We start from the raw sequence: 20,912 nt of genomic DNA, 5'->3' as shown, positions 1-20,912 counted from the left end.
TATGAAAAAGATATATGCAGTAATAGCCGCAAGCCTTTTAGCTTTTTTCGGTTGTAATGTGCTGGATACGAAAGATTTGAGTAATTATGGTCCGGATGTATGGAATGATTCGAAGCTGACATCGGCGTTCCTGACCGACATATATGGGAATGTTTTGAATTTAACCTGGCCCCGTGACGGTTCAAATTCGGATGAATGTCTGGGTATTATGGGAAAAGATGCCGTACAACCGAATAATACGTCGTTTAAGTTCTGGCCTTATGCCAGTATCCGTAATATCAATACGTTGTTGAAGAATATAGATGAAGGGACGTTGCCTGAAGGTGAAAAGAATCTGATGAAGGGGCAGGCTTATTTTATGCGTGCGTTCCAGTATTTCAAGATGGTCCGTCTGCATGGAGGTGTTCCCATTGTCAAAGAACCTCAGTCGTTGGAAGATGATTTGAATGTGAAGCGAAATTCTACTGCCGAATGTTTTGAATTTATCCTTTCCGATCTGGATGAGGCAGCTAAACTTCTTCCTGTCAAGAATTCCGGAGATAATTACGGACGTATCGACCAGTGTATCGTTGCTGCGTTTAAAAGCCGTGTCTTGTTATATAAGGCAAGTCCGCAGTTTAACCCGTCGAGCCCTTACAATAACAGTTATTGGAAAGATGCTTATAACGCAGCGAAATCGGCAAAAGAGTTGCTGGATCAGAATGGTTACGGACTGATCGATAACTATACGGATGTCTTTGAAACGAAAAAACATTCGGAGGCGATCCTGCCGATCATATATTCTAATCCTACCAAAGTGAACGGACGTGCCGAAGATGCAGTCCGTCCGTTGTCGGAATCGAAGAATGCGACCGGTGGCGACCAACCGACCTGGGGATTGGTTGAATCGTTCCCGATGAAAGATGGTAAGAAAGTCGGTGAGTCTGATAAATATTCTTATAATGTACAGGAATTCTGGAAAAACAGAGATCCGCGTTTCGATGCCGTCATTGTTTATAACGGAGATATTTATGAATTGAGCGGTAAAGCCGGACGTCGTCAATATACGACTCCCAACATCGCTAATTCGCTGGATGCTTTCGGATATAATATACAAGGCGAACATCATAACCGTACCGGTTTATATTGTAAGAAAGGGATCATGGAAGAACTTCCGGTTGCACAGGTTACTCTGAATGATGTAGACTGGCTCGAGATCCGTTATCCGGAAATTATGTTTAACTTAGCGGAAACTGCCAATGAGAACGGAAGTACGGCTGAAGGCTATGAAACGCTGGTGGCTATCCGCAAACGGGCAGGTATCGAACCGGGAGCAAACAATCTGTATGGGTTGAAAGCCGGAATGTCACGGGAGGAAATGCGCTTGGCTTTACTGGATGAGAAACGTATCGAGTTCTGCTTCGAAGGCCAGCGTTTCTGGGATTTACGCCGTCACCGTATGCTGCATACTTATTTGAACGGACAGCATAAGTACGGGATCCTGGCTAACCTGAAAGCCGGTATCGATATGACTGACGCGATGAACCGGGCAGCTAGCTATACCTTGATGCCGGAGGAATTCGATTATCAAGTGATCGACCTGATCTTCCAGAATCCTACGAGTGAAGATGCCATGTATATGCCTGAGTCTTATTATTTCTTCCCGATCAGCAAGGATGAAATAGAAAAGAATCCGAACCTCGATCAGAATAAAGACTGGGGAGGCAGTTTCGACCCTGTGTTATAATTAGATTGTAAAACATATAGAACGGATTCTGGTTTAGCTTACTGATAAGATGCCGGGATCCGTTTTTTTTAATACTAACCTATCGTATGAAAACACGTAATATATTTATAATAGGTCTGTTAGCCTGTTGTATGTTGTCTGCTTGCCGGAAGCAGATAATGAGTTTTGAAACGGATACATTCAAATTGGAGGTCGACGCCAATGGAAATATCTCTTCTTTGCTGGATAAAACACACCGGACGGAATATTTACCGGACGGACAACTATCGCCTTTGCTGGCTATCCGTGTCGGCGGGGAATATGAAAATCCGGCAAGTGCATCCTGGGATGATAACCAGGGAATCCTGTCATTGACTTATCCGAAGAATGGGGCCACCTTACTGGTGACTACCAAACAGGAAAAGGGTTTTATTACTTTCGAGTTGCAGGAGGTCCGTTCTGATAAAGATATCGATCTGGTTGTCTGGGGACCGTATGCCACGACGATTACGCAAACGATCGGGGAGTGCGTCGGTGTGGTGCGTGATAGTCTTTTTGCAATAGGAATACAAGCACTGAACCCTAAAACAATCGGCGGTTATCCTTCGACGGAAGATGATATAGATCCGGCATTCGATATTTTTGCAACGACATCACTGGTCGATGTTGCCGATTCGATGAAGGTATTATATCGCGGACAGACTGCCAAACATACGGAGTTTGGCAGTGTTTTACAGGCTTACTGCCGTAACCGGGATCATGAACGGGTCGTTCCGATGTGGGGACATACGCATTATACGGCTCCGGCTTATGAAGATGGCGGTATTATCGGCAGTAAAATCGCTTTGTTCGGTTGTCCGGCGGATAAGGTGCTCGATCATATCGAAGAGATAGAATTAACGGAAAGCCTGCCGCATCCTGAACTGAACGGTGTCTGGATGAAACGTGCTCCTGAAGCGGCACAGGCCTATATTATCTATCCGTTCAATGAGAATAATATAGAAGAGGCGATTGCCTTTACGAAACGTACCGGATTGAAATATCTGTATCATGGAGGTCCTTTCCTGACATGGGGGATTTTTAAACTCAACCCGTCGGAGTTCCCTACAGGACTGGACGGATTGAAAGACTGCGTGAATAAGGCTGCACAATCCGGAATTAAATTGGGATTTCATACTCTTTCCAATTTTATTACGACCAACGATGCCTATGTAACGCCTGTCCCGGATAAGCGTTTGGCAAAGGTCGGAAGTTCGATACTGGTATCCGATCTCAGTCCGGATCAGCATACTGTCGAAATAGCCGATCCTTTGTTTTTCAACCAAATGGAAAATAACAGCCTGCATGGCGTAATGATCGGTGATGAACTGATCCGTTATGAACGGGTAAGCGAAGCGGCTCCGTGGAAATTACTTAATTGCCAGCGTGGGGCGTGGGGTACGAAAGCTGTAGCTCATTCAAAAGGAGATACGATCGGTAAGCTGATGGATCATGGTTACAAGGTCTTTCTGTCGGATACGGAACTGACGAAAGAGATCGCCCGTAATATAGCGGGTATCTTCAATTATACGGGTGTGCAGCAGATTTCCTTTGACGGGTTGGAAGGAGCCTGGTCTACCGGTCTGGGACAGTATGGATTGTCGCTGATGATGAAAGAGTGGTATGATAATCTGTTACCCGAATACCGTAACTGTATTAACGATGCCAGCATGACCACCCATTATAACTGGCATACTTTTACCCGGATGAATTGGGGTGAGCCCTGGTATGCCGGATTCCGTGAGAGCCAGATGAACTACCGCCTGATGAACCAGGATTTTTATCGCCGTAACCTGATCCCTTGCATGTTGGGATGGTTTAAATTCGATGCGAATACCAGTATTGAGGATATTGAATGGCTACTGGCTCGTTCGGCTGCCTTTGATGCCGGTTATACATTGGTTACCAATAAGGAAAATGTAGCGAACAACGGGGAGTCGGATGCGATCATCAAAGCTATCCGCGAATGGGAAAACGCCCGTTTATGCGGAGCTTTTCCGAAGGAACTGAAAAAGGAAATGGAACATGTTTCCAATGAATACACTTTGACGGAGACTTCTGCGACATCCTGGTTGTTATCTCCGCTTCAGGTTCAACGTTTCAAACATACTAACAAAATCCTTCAGCCCGGTGAGCCGGTCGTTTCCAAATGGGAGTTCGAGAATAAGAATGATCGCCAGCCGGTTCAGTTCATCTTAAAGGCGAATGACCGTATCTCGGATATCTCGCTGGAGATTGCCAATTATTCTACGGTCCGGTTGGATTGTGCACTGGAAGAAGGGCAGTACCTGAAGTATGCCGGAGGAGATTCTTTCTTTATTTACGATAAAAACTGGAATGAGGTGAGACGCATTTCCACGAAGGCTGATCAGATGAATGTACCGAAAGGCAAGGTCTCACTGGTATTTTCTTGTACCTTTGCCCGGCCGGATAATATGGATAAGTACGTTTCGGCGGAGTTTAAAACAGTAGGAGAGAGCATTCGATTATCCGCTACAAGGCAAAAGAATAACTGACAATTATAGATATTAATCATTAGCATCATGAAATATACATTTAATTTATTATTAATTCTTCTTCTCTTTTTTACATCTTGCCGGAAAGACCCGCAGATACAGGCGGCTTATGATTTGATCGAACGTATTACTCCGGGATATGGCAAACAGTTTTGTCTGGAACTGATCGGGCCGGACAACGGGAGCGATGTCTATGAAGTGGCCGGGGAGAACGGCAAAGTCGTGTTGCGCGGGAACAATACGGTATCCTTAGCTACAGCTTATAACCAGTACCTGAAATATCATTGCAACGCCCATGTCTCCTGGTTCGGCGATCAGTTGAACCTACCGGAAACACTGCCTGTTCCGGCTGAGACGACACACCGGATCATTAACGGTAAGTATCGTGTCTATTTTAATTATTGTACGTTGAGCTATACCGGTGCCTGGTGGGATTGGGAACGCTGGCAGCGTGAGATCGACTATATGGCTATGAACTCGATCAATACGCCTTTGTCGGTTGTCGGACTGGAAGGCGTTTGGTATAATACTCTGCTTCGTTTCGGTTTTACGGATGAGGAAGCACGTTCTTATCTGGTCGATCCTGCCCATTTTGCCTGGCAGTGGATGCCTAATATCGAGAGTTTCGGCGGGCCGCTGCCGAAATCATGGATCGATTCGCATATCGCATTGGGTAAACAAGTGGTAAACCGTCAGTTGGAGTTGGGAATGACACCGATACAGCAAGGTTTTTCCGGTGCTGTACCTCGTAAGATGATGGAAAAGTTCCCGGAGGCCAAGATACAGAAGCAACCGGATTGGTACGGATTTGAAGGTATCTGTCAGTTAGACCCGCTTGACCCGCTGTTTACGGATCTGGGAAAAGCCTTTCTGGAAGAGGAACAGAAATTATATGGGACCTACGGACTCTATGCAGCCGACCCTTTCCATGAAAGTAAACCGCCTGTGGATACACCTGAATATCTGAATGCAGTAGGTTCTTCTATCCACAAATTGATGAAGACGTTCGACCCGGATGCGTTGTGGGTGATGCAAGCCTGGAGCTTCCGGAAAGATATTGCATCCGTCGTACCGAAACATGACCTGCTCGTATTGAGCCTGAACGGTGCGTTAGGGGGAGAAGATCATTTCTGCAACCATGATTTTGTGGTAGGTAATCTGCATAATTTCGGCGGACGTGTCAATCTTCACGGAGATTTGCCGCTGGTATCGTCCAATCAGTTTATGAAAGCGAAACAGGAAACGCCGAATGTGGTAGGCTCCGGTTTGTTTATGGAGTCGATCGGACAGAATCCCGTATTCTATGAGTTAGCCTTTGAGATGCCTGTTCACCAGGACTCGGTGAAGCTGAAAGAGTGGTTGGATAAATATGCGCAGCGTCGTTACGGCGCACCTTCCGAAGCTGCCGGTAAGGCCTGGGAGTTATTGCTTGCCGGTCCTTATCGTGCGGGGACGAACGGGGTGGAGTCCAGTTCGATCATCTGTGCCCGTCCTGCTGTGGATGTAAAGAAGTCGGGACCGAATGCCGGTTTCAATATCCCTTACGACCCTCAATCGTTGATAGAAGCCGAAGCCTGTTTGTTGCAGGATGCGGAACAATTGAAAGGTTCCAAGCCTTATCGTTTCGATATTGTCGATGTGCAGCGTCAGATCATGTCTAACCTGGGACAGGAAATACATAAAAAAGCGGCGGAAGCATTCAAAAAAAAGGATAAAGAGGCATTTGCCCTGCACTCCGGACGTTTCCTGGAATTATTAAAAGATGTAGATATCTTGCTTCGTACCCGTACAGAGTTTAACTTTGACCAGTGGTTGACGGATGCCCGTGCCTGGGGTACGACCGACGAAGAACGTAATTTGTTTGAAAAGAATGCCTCTTCGCTGGTGACTATCTGGGGTGGACAGGTCGATGTTCGTCAGTTCGATTATTCATGGCGCGAATGGACCGGTTTGATCGAGGGGTATTATCTGCAACGCTGGAAACAATTCTATGATATGTTGCAGGGACATCTCGATAACGGAACGGCTTACAGGGAGGAAGATGCAAAGATGGATTTAGGCCGCCAGGCTTTCCGTGCGAATGAGTTTTATGATTCATTGGCTGACTGGGAGTTGGCTTTCGTCGATCGTCCGGGTAAGGCCCGTACTCCGGTAACGGAAGGAGATGAAGTGACCGTTGCCCGCCGAATGCTGGACAAATACAAACAATTATCAAAAGAATACTACAATGTTGAGAAAACAAATTAAGTACCTGATGGTGTATTCGCTTCTAACCCTGCCTTGTGTGATGCAGGCGCAGGATGATGTAACGAATGCCTTCGATGACTTGAAACGACAGGGAACGGTGAACGAGCAGGACTCGGAAATGCGCCGTGTGGCTTCGTCGGATGCGGTGAAGAAGTTGATACAGGAAAAACCGGAAGCCGGTTATTTCTGTTTTACGGAAGACCGGGAACACGATATCCGTATGACGGATGCGATACCTGTGCGTTGGGTGGAACGGTCGGCCGATTCACGTACAAAGTTTCAGGGCGATTGTCTACCGGGTGAGTTCTATACCTGGCAGGTGGGAGTCTTTGCTCCGTATGAAACTGTATCGAACCTGTCTGTAACTTTCTCTGACTGGAAGAATGAAAAGGGAAATAAGATTCCTGCTTCTGCTTTCCGTTGCTTTAACCTGGGAGGAACCGATACGAATGGTAAATCTTTTAAGAAGACAGTGAATGTTCCCAAAGGAAATGTACAGGCATTATGGATCGGCTCTGATGTGCCCGTAACGGCTGACGGTGTTTATAAAGGAAAAGTGACGATCAAAGCAGCTGATGCAAAACCTGTAGAGATTACCTGCGAATTGACCGTACAAGGTTCTCCCATCGCCAACCACGGAGATAACGAAGGGTGGCGTAAAACCCGTCTGCGCTGGCTGGATTCTTCCATCGGTAATGCGGATGAACCGACGGCTCCGTATATTCCCGTTCAATTACAGAAACAAACGATCTCCTGGCTGGGAGGGACGATGGAACTGTCGAAAGAGGGGTTGCCTCAATCCCTTTCTACCCGCTATGATCGGAGCAACCAATTGAACGACCAGAGCAATAATCCTGTCCTGGCAGGTGAAATGCGGTTCGTGATCGAAACGGAGAATGGCGAAGAAGTATTAAAGGGCGGTTCGCTGCGGATTACCGGACGGAATAAGGCGTCGGTAAACTGGACAGCTACCCGAAAGAGCCGTCATTTTGAAGTGCAGTGTTCAGGTACCTTTGGTTTCGACGGTCTGGTCGATTACCGGATACAGGTGAAGTCACTGGGAGACGTGAAGGTGAAGGATATCCGTCTGGAAGTACCTTATGCTGCGTATGCCGCCAAGTATATGATGGGATTAGGCCATAAAGGAGGTTTGCGCCCCGACTCCCTGATCAACTGGCAATGGAATGTAGAGAAACATCAGGATAAGATCTGGATGGGAAATATAAACGCCGGTCTGAACTTCTGCTTCAAAGATGAAAACTATGTGCGTCCGCTGGTGAATATCTATTATGGTTTAGGTAAGTTGAACCTGCCTGCTTCGTGGGGAAATGCCAATAAGGGCGGTATCGACATTCAGCCCGATAAAGACGGCACAGTCCTGATGACAGCCTACAGTGGTGAACGTTCGATGCAGAAAGGCGATGTCCTTCATTATAATTTCAATATGCTGGTTACTCCGGTGAAACCGCTTAACTTGCCGGAACTGGCGGAAAAACGTTTCTATCATTCCAACAGTGATGTAAGTGCCGATTATATCCCTGCCGCCCTGAAAGCGGGAGCCAATATGATCAATGTGCATCATAAGAAAGATATTTACCCGTTCATTAACTATCCGTATTATGATGAAGCCGTTCCGGATCTGAAACGCTTTATCTCGGATGCACACAGCAAGGATTTGGATGTCCGGCTTTATTATACGACCCGTGAGTTGACGGTGAAGATACCGGAGTTGTGGGCATTGCGCAGCCTGGGCAGTGAAGTGATTCATGACGGTCCCGGAAAGGATGCCCGTACACTGATCCATCGCAACGGTCCTCACGAATGGTTGAACAAGAACCTGACAACTCATTTCATCCCCGCTTGGTATAACGCTTTCAAAGAAGGTAAATATGCCGGCGATATGGATATCTCGGTTATCACCACCCCCGATTCCCGTTGGAACAATTACTACCTGGAAGGGCTGGACTGGATGATTAAAAATCTGGGCCTGGATGGTGTCTATATCGATGACAGTGCTTTGGATCATCAGACCTTGCAACGTGCCCGCCGTGTGATGGATGCCGACGGTAAACGCCGCCTGATCGATATCCACTCCTGGAACCATATGAATCAGTGGGCCGGCTATGCAAACTCGTTGCATCTTTATCTGGAGTTATTGCCTTACGTAGACCGTACCTGGATCGGTGAAGGTTTCCCTGCAAACAATACACTGGACTTCTGGCTGGTGGAAATGTCCGGTATTCCTTTCGGATTGATGAGTGAAACGTTGGATGCCCGGAATGTGTTCCGTGGAATGGTCTACGGTATGCTTCCCCGCCTGCCGTGGAGTGGAAACCCTGTTCCGTTCTGGCATATTTGGGACGATTTCGGCATGAAGAATGCCGTGATGAGAGGCTATTGGGATGAACGTTGTCCGGTAAAAACAGATAATGCTGATATCCCGGCTACCGTTTATATCAACGGAGATAAAGCGCTTGTCGTACTGGCAAACTGGACCGATCTTCCTCAAACGGCAAAGATCACTTTGGATGAACAACTGCTTGGCTTCAAGCCGTCTTCCTATCTGTTACCGGAGATCCGGAACACACAATGGGAAGGAAAACTGTCTTCCCTGAACCAATGCGAGATCATGGGACGTGGCGGTATGATCATTTTACTGGAAAAATAAAAGAACGAACCGGATAGTTCCGTTTTGTATAAGTTAAAGGGCCGAATGATACCATTTCGGCCCTTCTTTTTTTCCGGAAGTGTAAAATCCGGTACTGCCTTTTCCCTATCTTTGCTTCTGAATAAGGGAAAGGAAATACCATGGATAACAAGACAACAGAACAGTCTCTCTGGGGACTTTTGGAAGGGATAACGGATAATCTGAAGTACAAACGACTGGCGGATGTTTTCCGCTTTGTCTCTTTCCAGCCATTTGAAACATTCGGACCACACCAGCATCTACGTATCGAGATCAACTATGTAAAGAAAGGAAATTGCATTCTGCACCTGGAGAACGAAAGTATCAGTTTTAATGAGAACGAGATGATGATCATCTGCTCGAATGTGGAACATACCTTCGAGGCCGGTTCGGAAGGGACGACGCTGATGCAGCTGGAATTTCTGCCGGAGATCTTCTCCCGCTTCAATCCGCATGCCCAGGATGAGACAGGCGAATTGACGCCCGTCACTATCTTCTCGGAAGAGAACCGGCTGATCAAGATCGTGAATAATGTCCGGATCATGCGGGCCGTTCAGCGTATCGTGAACGAGATGAATCTGAAAAACAAATACTATCAATACCTGGTCGTGATGTACTATGCGGAACTACTGATTCTGATCTACCGCTATATGGACGAATCCTACCTGCCGATTTGTACAAATGAATCGCTGAAAAAGGCAATTTCTTATATCCGCATGAACTATCAGACAGATATCTCCATCACCGACGTGGCCGGGCAGACCGGAATAGGGGAACGTTACCTGCGCAAACTCTTCGCCCAGCATCTCAATCTCTCTCCGCTGGATTATCTGAACCAGATACGGATCAATAAGGCGATCGAACTGTTGAGGAATACGGAAATGTCTATAAAAGAGATCTGTTTCATCTGCGGGTTCAAGTCGCCGCAATACTTTTCTAGGGTATTCAAACAGCAGATGGGGATCACTCCGAGGGAGGTTACCAAATAGTTTTCCGTTTTGTACACATTTTCCTCTTAAAAGGTCCTACCTGCATACGTTGCAGCTTTGTTTTAAGCCTTACTTTTTGTACACTCCGGCTAACTTTGTGATCAGTAACAGGAGTATATAAATACTGATAAACTATAGTAAAATGAAAGAATGGAATGATGATAAAGCGTTGTTCTCTTTGATAAAAGAGGAGCTTTATACCGCAGTGATCGGTGACATTATGGATAAGATGGGATATACCCGTCAGTTTCTTCCTCCACAGATACGTCCGCTTCGTGACGATATGCTGGTTGTCGGGCGGGCAATGACAGTGCTGGAAGCAGATGTGTTGGAACATGGAAAGGAATGCGGGGAGAATCCGTTATTGAAACGTTCTTTCGGATTGATGCTCGAAGCGCTGGACGATCTGAAAGAAGATGAAGTCTATGTCTGTTCCGGTTCGTCTCCCTGTTATGCCTTATGGGGTGAATTGATGAGTGCCCGGGCTATGCAGTGCAAGGCAGCCGGTGCCGTGGTGAATGGTTATTCACGCGATACGAAAGGGATTCTGGCACTCGACTTCCCTTGTTTCTCTTACGGCCCTTATGCACAGGACCAGGCTCCGAGAGGAAAGGTGATCGACTATCGCGTTCCGATTGAAATGGATGGGGTGCGTATCGACGACGGGGATATCCTGATAGGAGATATCGACGGTGTATGTGTCGTTCCCCGCGCTATCGAGGAGGAAGTCTTTACCCGTGCCCTTGAAAAAGCACGTGGCGAACGGATGGTATTGAAGAAGATACAGGAAGGAATGAAAGCCCGCGATGCTTTCGACCAGTTTGGAATCATGTAATTAAATCGAAATAGACAATGAAGATCACAGATGTAAAGGTATGGTTGGTACAAGGTATCAAATACAACTGGACGCTACTTAAAATATATACGGACGAAGGATATACCGGTGTGGGCGAAGCGACCAACTGGCCGGGAAGTCCGATCGTCTTTGAAGCTGCTAAGCATGTAGGGCAGCGTATCATCGGTCTCGATCCGATGAAGACGGATTTTATCTGGACAAAGCTCTATCGCGATCTGAACTGGATCGGCCCGTACGGTGCCAGCCTTTGCGCCATCAGCGGTATCGATATGGCTTTGCTGGACCTGAAGGCAAAAGTGCTGGGCGTTCCCTGCTACGAGTTGCTGGGCGGCGCTTATCGCAAAAACGTTTTATTATATGCCAACTACTGGTTTACCGGTGGCGGACATAATGCCAAAGACTATACGGAACAGGCGTTGAAAGTAAAGGAGGCCGGTTTCACCGGACTGAAGTTCGACCCATTTGCACATACGAACTATTTCTATGGGGAAGACCTGGCTTCCAATCTGACCCTGACGGCAGAACAACAAGACTTGGCTTTCGATGTATCGAAGGCGGTACGTGATGCGGTAGGACCGGAGTTCGATATTATGATCGAGACACATGCCATGCTGAATTACCGGGTGGCGGTGAAGATGGCCGAACGTCTGGCAAAGCTGGATATTACCTGGTATGAGGAACCAGCCGGACCGGAAAGTTCGCAGACCTTACGTGCCATGCGTGAACGTATCCCTTCCGATGTCGCTATCTGCGTAGGCGAACGCCATTATACCCGCTTCGGTATCCGTTCTTTGTTGGAGAAACATGTATGTGATGTCATCATGCCGGATATCACCCGTTGCGGCGGACCGTCTGAAATGAAACGGATGGCAACGATGGCGGAAGCTTACAACGTCCTGATCGCTCCCCATAACCCGAACGGGCCTTTATCGACGCTTGCTTCTTCGCATGTGTGTGCTGCGATCCCGAATTTCTTCCGTCAGGAATTTATGTTCAATGATGTTCCCTGGAGGGATACGGTGATCGACCATCCGATAGCGGAAATGGTGTACGACGGCCATCTGCACCTGTCCGACCGTCCGGGACTGGGCGTAGACCTGGTGGAGGAAGAGATGGAAAAGCATCCGGGTATTACGACGAACGCGCCTGATAACTTCTATATCTGATTGGTATGAGCTTTACGATAGACTATAAAGATAAAGTAGTACTTGTTACCGGTGTATCTTCCGGTATCGGTCTGGGTACTGCCCGTGAGTTTGCCCGGGCAGGTGCTCATGTCGCCGGATGTGCACGAAAAGCAGCGGATGATCCGTCGGCAGCCGCATTTCGGGAGGCTGTCGAGTCGCAGGGAGTCCGGTCGCTGTATGTGCAGACCGATGTCACTTGTCCCGAACAACTGGGACAGCTGGTGGAGGAAACGATCCGTACTTTCGGGCAGTTGGATATTCTGGTCTCCAGTGCGGGAATGAATGTATTCGAGGGTGCAGCCGGGTGTACGGAAGAACGCTGGCAGTATAACCTGGATCTGAATCTGGCATCCCACTGGCGGTTGTCGAAGCTATGCAAACCCTATCTGGAACAGAGTGGGGAAGGCGTTATCCTGTTGATGACTTCCAACCATGCGTTCGGAACGATTCCCGGATGCTTTCCGTATAGCGTGACGAAAACGGCGATCACCGGCCTGGTCCGTAACCTGGCGATCGAGTGGGGGCCTGCTATCCGTACGGTCGGTGTCGCTCCGGGCTTCATCGATACGGCGGGCAACGATACCTGGTTCGACTCTTTTCCGGATGCCCGGGAAGAGCGTTTACGTACGATCAACCTGCATCCGGTCAAACGGATCGGGACAGTAGAGGAGGTGGGTGACCTCTGTGTCTATCTTGCATCGCCTATGGCGCGTTTCATTAGTGGGACAACGATCCTGATGGACGGTGGCCGGTCGGCTCTGATGCAGGATGAATAGGGTTTTGCCACTACGATGGCAGAACCCTGCCATACCTTTGGCAGAGCTCTGCCATCGTAGTGGCAGTATTCTGCCAAAGGCATGGCAAAAGAATTAGATAACGAATATGAATACCATGAACACAATAGATCTGATTGTTTTTATTGCTTACTGTGCCCTGATCCTCTTCGTAGGATTGTTTGTCTCACGAAAGAAGAAAGGCGAAGAACGGGATGCCGGCGATTATTTCCTTGCCGGACGCGGACTTGCCTGGTGGGCGATCGGTGCTTCGATCATTGCGTCGAACATCTCTGCCGAACAGTTTGTCGGTATGTCCGGCTCCGGGTATGCGATCGGGCTGGCAATGGCTACTTATGAATGGATCGCTGCACTGGGATTGATTATCGTAGCCAAATACTTTATTCCGATATTTCTGGAAAAGAAGATATTCACGATGCCGCAGTTCCTGGAAGAGCGGTTCGATAAGCGGGTGAAGACGGTCATGGCTGTCTTCTGGCTGGCGGTTTTTATCTTTATCAACCTGACTTCGATACTGTATCTCGGAGCACTGACGATCGAGAAGGTCATGGGTATTCCTCTGTTTTGGGGAGTAGTCGGACTGGCTGCCTTTGCCGGTATCTACTCTATCTACGGAGGATTGAAAGCGGTTGCTTTGACTGATGTCATTCAGGTGATCTTCCTTATTGGAGGCGGACTGATAACGACTTATATTGCTTTGGACTTGCTGGGAGCCGGTGAGGGAGTATGGCAGGGTGTCACGAACCTGTATGCACAGGCGGAAGATAAGTTTCATCTGATCCTCGATAAATCGCATCCGAGCTATAAGGACTTGCCCGGTATCTCTGTTATTCTCGGTGGACTGTGGGTGGCAAACCTGTATTACTGGGGATGCAACCAATATATTATTCAACGGGCTTTGGCTGCCAAGTCGGTGGGAGAGGCACAGAATGGTATGTTGTTTGCCGGGTTTATCAAACTGTTGGTTCCGTTGCTGGTCGTGATACCGGGGATTGCTGCGTTTGCTTTGAATGCTCCGTTGGAAAAGTCGGACGAGGCTTATCCCTGGCTACTCAGCAACCTGCTTCCGGTAGGAGTGAAAGGGATTGCTTTTGCGGCGTTGACGGCGGCGATTGTCAGTTCGCTGGCTTCGATGATGAACAGTATATCCACTATCTTTACAATGGATATTTATAAGTCCTTTTTTCGGAAGGAAGCTGGGCAGCATGAGCTGGTAAAGACCGGAAGATGGGCGAGTTTTGGGTCGTTGCTGGTTGCCGTATCGATCGCACCGATGTTGTCGGGACTGGATCAGGCGTTCCAGTATATTCAGGAGTTCACCGGATTTATCAGTCCGGGTGCTTTGTCGATCTTTCTGGCAGGGTTCTTCTATAAGCGGGCGACGGCAAACGGAGCATTAGCAGCTGCTTTCGGATCGTTTGTATTCTCTACGTTGATGAAGTTCCTCTGTCCCGGTTTACCGTGGATGGATCGTATGATGATCGTTTTCTTCCTCTGTTGCGGATTGATCATCCTACTGGGTAGCCGTAAGCCGATGGAAAATGCCTATACGACGCATCGGCCCGGATTATTCCATACGAGCCGCCTGTTCAATATCCTGTCGTTGGTCGTGATAGCTATATTGGTCGCATTCTATTGGTTCTGGTGGTGACATTAGAAATAACAACTATAAAACATGAAACATATATGAAAAAAACATTATTACTCTTGAGTAGTTGTTTCCTGCTCAGTCAGGGAATAGGTGCGGCAGATTCATCGGAGACACTCTCTCCGGAGTCTTCTTTCCTGATCCCTTGTAAAATAGCGGGGGTAGATTCACCCTCTTTGCTATTGAATGGCGATTGGCAATTCCGTTTTTCTCCGAAAGGAAAATGGAATACCGTCCAGGTTCCCGGCGAATTGGCTATGCAAGGTTATGCCATCCAACACGATACTCCATACCTTTATCGTAAATCATTCACTCTTCCTGCGGATTATAAAGGCAAACGTACGATACTGCGTTTTGACGGTGTATATAGCCATGCTGTTCTTTCAATAAACGGAAAACAGGTCCGTGAGCATCATGGCGGCTTTACCCGTTGGGAAACGGACGTGACGGATTATGTTCGTCCGGGTGCGAAAAATGAGATACAACTGGAAGTAACCGACCGTATAGACGATATCTCTTATGCTTCCGGATACGCCCATCATCCGATAGGCGGTATCCTGCGTGATGTGACTGTTTTTGCTTTGCCGGAAACCTGTTTCTTTGATTTTGCAGCGGAGACACACCTCGATACGCTTTACCGCGATGCCGTGCTGAAAGTATCCTATACCGGTAGGACCACGGGAAATACAGAGGTTACCTATGCCTTGACCGATCCTTCCGGAAAGAATGTTCCGTTGTCTCAATCTGTTTTTGCACTGAAAGAGAATGATAATATCCATGAACTTCCGGTGTCTGCCCCTTTGAAATGGGATGCCGAGCATCCGAACCTTTATACCCTTACCGTAGCCCTTCGTGAAGGAGGAAAGGAGATCAGCCGCTTCATTAAGAAGGTCGGCTTTCGGGATGTAAAGATCGTAAAAGACCGTATGCTGGTTAACGGAAAGCCTGTCAAGTTACGCGGTGCTTGCCGTCATGATATCCATCCGACATTGGGACGTACCACGACTGCCGAACTCGATAGTCTCGATGCCCTCCGTTTCAAACAGTCGAATATGAATTTTGTGCGTACTTCGCATTATCCGCCTTCTGAAAAGTTCCTTGAGTATTGCGACCGCTTCGGTATCTATGTAGAGTGTGAAACGGCTGTTTGTTTTGTCGATACCTATCGTCAGAAGAATTATGCGCCGGGAAAGACACAGGATAGTGCCGAGTTTACACCTCGTTATTTGTCGCAATGCCGTGAAATGGTAAAGTCGTTCCGCTCGCATCCATCCATCCTTTTCTGGTCGATCGGTAATGAGAGTGTGTACGGAAAGAACTTTCAGGCTTGTTGGGATTGGGTGAAAGCGACGGATACGACTCGCCCTGTTATCTTCAGTTATCCCGGTTCAGTAGGCGAGAAGAAGCCGATATATGATATTCTGAGCATGCATTATCAAGATGTGGATGGAAACCTGAACCAATGGGGACGCGCCACCCGTAACTTCCAGGGACATGGTATTCCGGCTCTTTTCGACGAATGGGCACATCCTGCTTGCTATACCTATAAAACATTGCAGGACGATCCGAATATCCGTGAGTTCTGGGGAATCTCCCTCGATAAGATGTGGAGCGGTTTGTTCGATGCTCCCGGCGGTTTGGGCGGTGCCATCTGGGGATATATCGACGAGACATTTATGTTACCCGAGCCTAAGATGGGTACTTCTTTCTGGAAGGAGTTTGCCCGTACTGCCAAGCCGGAAGACTTTCAGGGAAACTGCGTAGGATATGGCGAATGGGGAATAGTCGATGTCTGGCGTCGTGAGAAACCGGAGTTCTGGTCTACCAAGAAAGCCTATTCACCTGTACGCCTGTTAGCGGAGCAGGTCAGTGATTATACAACGGGTGAACGTCTGGTTCTTCCGGTATATAACCGTTTCGATCATACGAACCTGAATGAGATAAAAGTACATTACCAATATAACGGTATAGAAAAAGATATCCGGATGGCTTCCATCGAACCGCATCAGAAAGGTGTCCTGATCCTTCCCGCTGAAGACTGGAAAGAAGGCGGCGAACTGCTTGTCAGTTTCCTTACAGCGGAGGGAGATTTGATCGATGCCTCGCTTGTCACATTAGGGCAACCTAAAATCACACTGCCGCAACCGGATCGTAAAGGTTCGCTACTGGTCGAGGAAAGTGCTGACCGTATCGTGGTAAAAGGCGATCGTTTTGAAATCCCGTTCAGTAAAGAAACCGGCCTGATCTGTCATGCAACGGCGGACGGACAGGTCTTTATAGAAAAAGGTCCTTTCCTGAATCTGGATATCAATCTGAATCATCTGACGGGAGCCGAAGTGCGTAAGAGTGCAACCAAGTTCCTTACATCGGATGCCGACTGGCAGAAGCAGAGCATCACTTATACAAAACAAGGCGATAATGTCCTGGTTATCCTGAACGGTCGTTATAATGATGTGGATACGGATATCCGTCTATTGATCTCTCCCGAAGGACGTATGGAGATCAATTATCTGACGAACGGACAACCGAATGGTTTCTTGCGTGAAACAGGTCTTTCTTTCTATCTTCCTGAAACGATGGACCGGCTGAAATGGAAACGCCGGGGACATTGGAGCTATTATCCTTCCGGTGCTTTTGCAGGCAATGAAGGAGAAACCTCTCTCTATAATCCGAACAAAGTGCCTTATGGAGCCCGTCCGGAACAACCCTGGCAGAGTGATACGCACAATTATTATTATTGGGCAGATGCCGGAGCGAATTGCGATCGCCCGCTTACTCAGATGGCAAAAGGGATGAAGGAAAATATCTATTTCTATACGTTGAATGCCGGTAATACAGGAAAAGGCTTATCGGTTCTTTCACCGGATGCCACTGTTGCCTGCCGTTCAAGTAAGCGCGCAGATGGTCAGTTGATCCTGTACGTCAACAACCGTTGGGATTATCCGGAAATTGCCTGGGGAAATTATTGTAAGACATTGGAGGCTAACCCTTGTTATGGGAAGGTGGAGATTGTCTTCTAAAAATATTAATGGCACACAGAATACAAATCAGACAGGTTTACGCAGATCAGATAAAATGGTCATCAGCCTTCTCTGTATTTTGTGTGCCATTTAGTACATTTATAGGAATGTTATTCCAATAACTCATTTATTGTATCTATAAACTTTTCTGCTTGAGGATATAACTCATTAACCATATCTTCGTCACAATATACAAAATCGTCATAATCTCCACTCTGCCTTTTCTCAAACAATGTATTGAATGTTTTTCCGATTTTTACGGACATTTTTCCTGTGGATACAAAATGTAATCCTAACATTGTTTTTACACCATTATGAGTTTGGGTTTGGATATCGTATTTTAATAAAAGTGCTACAGTTGCATAATAACATGCGTAATACAAACGATTGACAGCTGCATTATAGAAAGTCTCTCGTATCATAACTTTTGCTTCTTTCAGTGTTTCATGAGAACGTTGCATTCTGTAAACGATCAAGGCTTTTTTACTCTCTTCATCTAAAATTTCTTTCATAATACGATTCCTTCATTTATCACATTTATATAAAAAGGAGTTTTGAAAGGACGGTTTTCCCATATTTTTTTCAACATAACTATCGGACTGATAATAACACCTGTTTTTAGCTCCAGTTCATATAAAGGAAGTGTTATTGCCTCTTCTTGTTCCAATGTGATCTTATCGCCATCTATCAATATAAGCAAATCAATATCACTATCGGAACGCGCTTCTCCACGTGCTTCCGAACCAAACAGTATCGTTTTAGCTGTAGGTGCTATGCTGGCTACTGTTTTTTTGATCTGTTCAACGATTTCGCTTCTCCTCATAAGAATTGATTCAGTATTACAAAGATAACCATTCCTTTTCATATATCCAACAAAATAACCCCTGTGAAGTTTACAGTTAGGTATGGAGGTTAATTCGAACTTGCAGAGCTGATTAAGAAAAATATTCTATATTAAATCAACCGGCATATCTTCTCCAGATAAACAGCATCTGTCTCATCGAAACTATTCAACTCATCGCTGTCGATATCGAGTACAGCTACCACTTTCCCGTCACGAATAACCGGAACTACAATTTCAGATTTCGAATCGGAGTTACAGGCTATATGTCCGGGGAATAGATCTACGTCTGGAACAATTTGAGTGGCTGCTTCTTTCCATGCCGTACCGCAAACACCTTTGCCATACCGGATACGTGTGCAAGCTATCGGTCCCTGAAAAGGAGCGAGCACCAGCATATCGTCTTTGACGATATAGAAACCGACCCAAAAGAAATTGAATGTCTGTTTCAGTGCCGCTGCTACATTTGCCATATTGGCGATTGTGTCGTTTTCACCAGCCAGTAATGACTCTATCTGGGGGAATAGTGTTTGATACTGCTGCTCTTTATTTCCAACGCTTATGATTAAGTTCTCTGCCATCTTTTAAACTATTATAGTAGAACAAAGGTAAAAATTAATCGGAAATATCCGTACCTTTGCATATCAATTGGTTTTTATGGCAAAAGAAAACTCTCCTCTGGTATTAGGTACCGAACGTATTGGAAAACTGCTTACGCAATACGCTATTCCGGCGATTATCGCCATGACGGCATCTTCGCTTTATAATATGGCAGACAGTATTTTTATCGGACATGGGGTTGGGCCGCTGGCTATCTCCGGTCTGGCTCTGACCTTTCCGCTTATGAACCTGGCGGCAGCTTTCGGTTCGTTGGTCGGGGTAGGGGCTTCTACGCTTGTGTCTGTTAAATTAGGGCAGAAAGATTACGAAGGTGCAAACCGGGTTCTCGGCAATGTATTAGTGCTGAATGTTCTTCTCGGCGTCGCTTTTACCTTTGTCTTTTTGTTCCTTCTCGATCCGATCCTTTATTTCTTCGGGGCTAGTGAGAATACGATATCGTATGCACGCGATTATATGCAGATCATTCTCTATGGAAATGTGGTCACACACATGTATTTGGGATTGAATGCCGTATTGCGTTCATCCGGTTTCCCGAAACTGGCCATGTATGCGACACTGGCTTCGGTCGTGATAAACTGTATATTGAATCCGATCTTTATCTTTGGATTCGGCTGGGGAATCAAAGGTTCCGCATGGGCTACTGTGATTTCTCAGGTAATTTCACTGACCGGACAGATGATCCATTTTTCCAGACCGACGCAATTGCTTCATTTTAAGAAAGGTATTTATAAATTGAAGAAGGAGATAGTAAAAGGTATCCTGTATATCGGTATGTCTCCTTTCCTGATGAATCTCTGTTCTTGTCTGATCGTTATCCTGATCAACCGTGGATTGAAGGAGTATGGCGGAGATATGGCTATCGGGGCCTATGGTATTGTAAACCGTATCATCTTCCTGTTTGTAATGATCATTATGGGCTTCAACCAGGGTATGCAGCCGATTGCCGGATATAATTTCGGCGCCCGTTTATATCCTCGTGTGACGGAAGTGACCAAGCTGACGATGAAGTGGGCGATAGGCGTTGCAACGACGGGTTTCCTGTTATGCCAGTTGTTCCCGACTCTGATCGTGAATATGTTTACAACCGACGATGAATTGGTGAAAGCTGCCGTGTTCGGTCTTCATATCGTATTTGCCGTCTTCCCGATCGTGGGGTTCCAGATGGTGGCAACCAACTTCTTCCTTTCGATCGGTATGTCAAAGAAAGCGATCTTTTTGTCGCTTACCCGTCAGTTATTGTTCCTGATCCCTTGTTTGATCATCCTTCCCCGTTTCTTCGGAACGTTAGGTGTCTGGATCAGTATGCCGGTAGCCGACACGATCGCAACGGTCGTAACAGCAATTGTATTGGTAAATCAATTCAGGAAGTTTAAACAATAAATATTAGTTTACTACTGTTTGTAAATAAGGACAGGAACTCTTATCTTTGTGTTGTAACGAGATAAAATGAATATGAAAACTAGAAATGAATATTTAGAATTGCTCCGTTTGTATAAGCAACGGATGGCGGAACAATATGGAATTGTTCGTTTAGGTATTTTCGGTTCAGTGTCTCGTAACGAACAAAAAGAAGATAGTGATTTGGATGTTTGTGTAGAGATGAAAGAACCTGACGGTTTCATTCTGTTGAACATCAAATATGAGTTGGAGGAACTATTGCATTGTAAAATAGATATTGTTCGCTTGCGTGATAATATGAATGCTCTATTAAAACGTAATATAGAAAGGGACGGTATTTATGTGTAGAGAAGAATTCTTAAAAG

The 20,912-nt window shown here is 46.6% G+C and carries 15 protein-coding genes; 12 read left to right on the top strand and 3 right to left on the bottom strand.

All coding sequences use genetic code 11. From position 1 onward, the window contains the following. The first annotated feature begins 1 nt into the window (after position 1). From DWW23_RS01510 to DWW23_RS01460, 10 genes are all read left to right on the top strand, one after another. Positions 2–1,726, top strand: a complete 1,725-nt coding sequence (locus DWW23_RS01510; protein WP_122351516.1) for a RagB/SusD family nutrient uptake outer membrane protein — start codon at positions 2–4, stop codon at positions 1,724–1,726. An 86-nt stretch (positions 1,727–1,812) separates the two neighbouring features. Further along, positions 1,813–4,260 (top strand): hypothetical protein, encoded by a 2,448-nt coding sequence (locus DWW23_RS01505; RefSeq protein WP_147382578.1) that lies wholly within the window; start codon positions 1,813–1,815, stop codon positions 4,258–4,260. A 27-nt stretch (positions 4,261–4,287) separates the two neighbouring features. Beyond that, positions 4,288–6,507 carry an alpha-N-acetylglucosaminidase gene (locus DWW23_RS01500; protein WP_122351514.1) on the top strand — a complete coding sequence of 740 codons (2,220 nt, stop codon included), beginning with the start codon at positions 4,288–4,290 and terminating at the stop codon, positions 6,505–6,507. Then, complete coding sequence (locus tag DWW23_RS01495; protein WP_122351513.1) at positions 6,488–9,175, top strand: glycoside hydrolase domain-containing protein; 2,688 nt, start codon at positions 6,488–6,490, stop codon at positions 9,173–9,175. Before DWW23_RS01500 ends, DWW23_RS01495 begins: the two co-directional genes overlap by 20 nt. Before the next feature lie 140 nt (positions 9,176–9,315). After that, positions 9,316–10,182: an AraC family transcriptional regulator gene (locus tag DWW23_RS01490; RefSeq protein ID WP_075557960.1), complete on the top strand. Its 867-nt coding sequence runs from the start codon at positions 9,316–9,318 to the stop codon at positions 10,180–10,182. Between the two features lie 142 nt (positions 10,183–10,324). Further along, positions 10,325–11,017 carry an RraA family protein gene (locus DWW23_RS01480; protein WP_075557959.1) on the top strand — a complete coding sequence of 231 codons (693 nt, stop codon included), beginning with the start codon at positions 10,325–10,327 and terminating at the stop codon, positions 11,015–11,017. A 17-nt stretch (positions 11,018–11,034) separates the two neighbouring features. Continuing rightward, positions 11,035–12,204, top strand: coding sequence for a mandelate racemase/muconate lactonizing enzyme family protein (locus tag DWW23_RS01475; protein ID WP_122351512.1), 1,170 nt, complete (start codon positions 11,035–11,037; stop codon positions 12,202–12,204). A 5-nt stretch (positions 12,205–12,209) separates the two neighbouring features. Continuing rightward, positions 12,210–13,001, top strand: a complete 792-nt coding sequence (locus DWW23_RS01470) for an SDR family NAD(P)-dependent oxidoreductase (RefSeq protein ID WP_122351511.1) — start codon at positions 12,210–12,212, stop codon at positions 12,999–13,001. Between the two features lie 115 nt (positions 13,002–13,116). Continuing rightward, positions 13,117–14,670 carry a sodium/sugar symporter gene (locus DWW23_RS01465; RefSeq protein WP_122351669.1) on the top strand — a complete coding sequence of 518 codons (1,554 nt, stop codon included), beginning with the start codon at positions 13,117–13,119 and terminating at the stop codon, positions 14,668–14,670. Between the two features lie 35 nt (positions 14,671–14,705). Then, positions 14,706–17,687, top strand: a complete 2,982-nt coding sequence (locus DWW23_RS01460; protein ID WP_122351510.1) for a glycoside hydrolase family 2 TIM barrel-domain containing protein — start codon at positions 14,706–14,708, stop codon at positions 17,685–17,687. A 110-nt stretch (positions 17,688–17,797) separates the two neighbouring features. Here DWW23_RS01460 and DWW23_RS01455 read toward each other — a convergent pair whose 3' ends face one another. The 3 genes from DWW23_RS01455 to DWW23_RS01445 all read right to left on the bottom strand — a co-directional run bounded on the left by DWW23_RS01455 (position 17,798) and on the right by DWW23_RS01445 (position 19,109). After that, entirely contained in the window at positions 17,798–18,199 is a 402-nt protein-coding gene (locus DWW23_RS01455) for a HEPN domain-containing protein (RefSeq protein ID WP_122351509.1), read from the bottom strand. After that, a complete protein-coding gene (locus DWW23_RS01450) occupies positions 18,196–18,510 on the bottom strand; it encodes a nucleotidyltransferase family protein (protein WP_122351508.1) in 315 nt (104 codons plus the stop codon). The genes DWW23_RS01455 and DWW23_RS01450 overlap by 4 nt, the downstream gene beginning before the upstream one ends. Before the next feature lie 131 nt (positions 18,511–18,641). Beyond that, positions 18,642–19,109, bottom strand: coding sequence for a GAF domain-containing protein (locus tag DWW23_RS01445; protein WP_122351507.1), 468 nt, complete (start codon positions 19,107–19,109; stop codon positions 18,642–18,644). 76 nt (positions 19,110–19,185) lie between these two features. Between DWW23_RS01445 and DWW23_RS01440 the strand changes: the two genes are divergently transcribed. Further along, the gene (locus DWW23_RS01440) at positions 19,186–20,529 is read left to right on the top strand and encodes an MATE family efflux transporter (protein ID WP_122351506.1); all 1,344 of its coding nucleotides are present in this window, start codon (positions 19,186–19,188) and stop codon (positions 20,527–20,529) included. Between the two features lie 72 nt (positions 20,530–20,601). Next, complete coding sequence (locus DWW23_RS01435; RefSeq protein WP_122351668.1) at positions 20,602–20,895, top strand: nucleotidyltransferase family protein; 294 nt, start codon at positions 20,602–20,604, stop codon at positions 20,893–20,895. The last annotated feature ends 17 nt before the right edge of the window (positions 20,896–20,912 follow it).

The organism is Parabacteroides sp. AF14-59, from assembly GCF_003479515.1.
In the GTDB taxonomy this organism is placed as follows: Bacteria; Bacteroidota; Bacteroidia; order Bacteroidales; family Tannerellaceae; genus Parabacteroides; species Parabacteroides faecis.
This window is presented reverse-complemented; position numbering and strand designations above follow the sequence as displayed.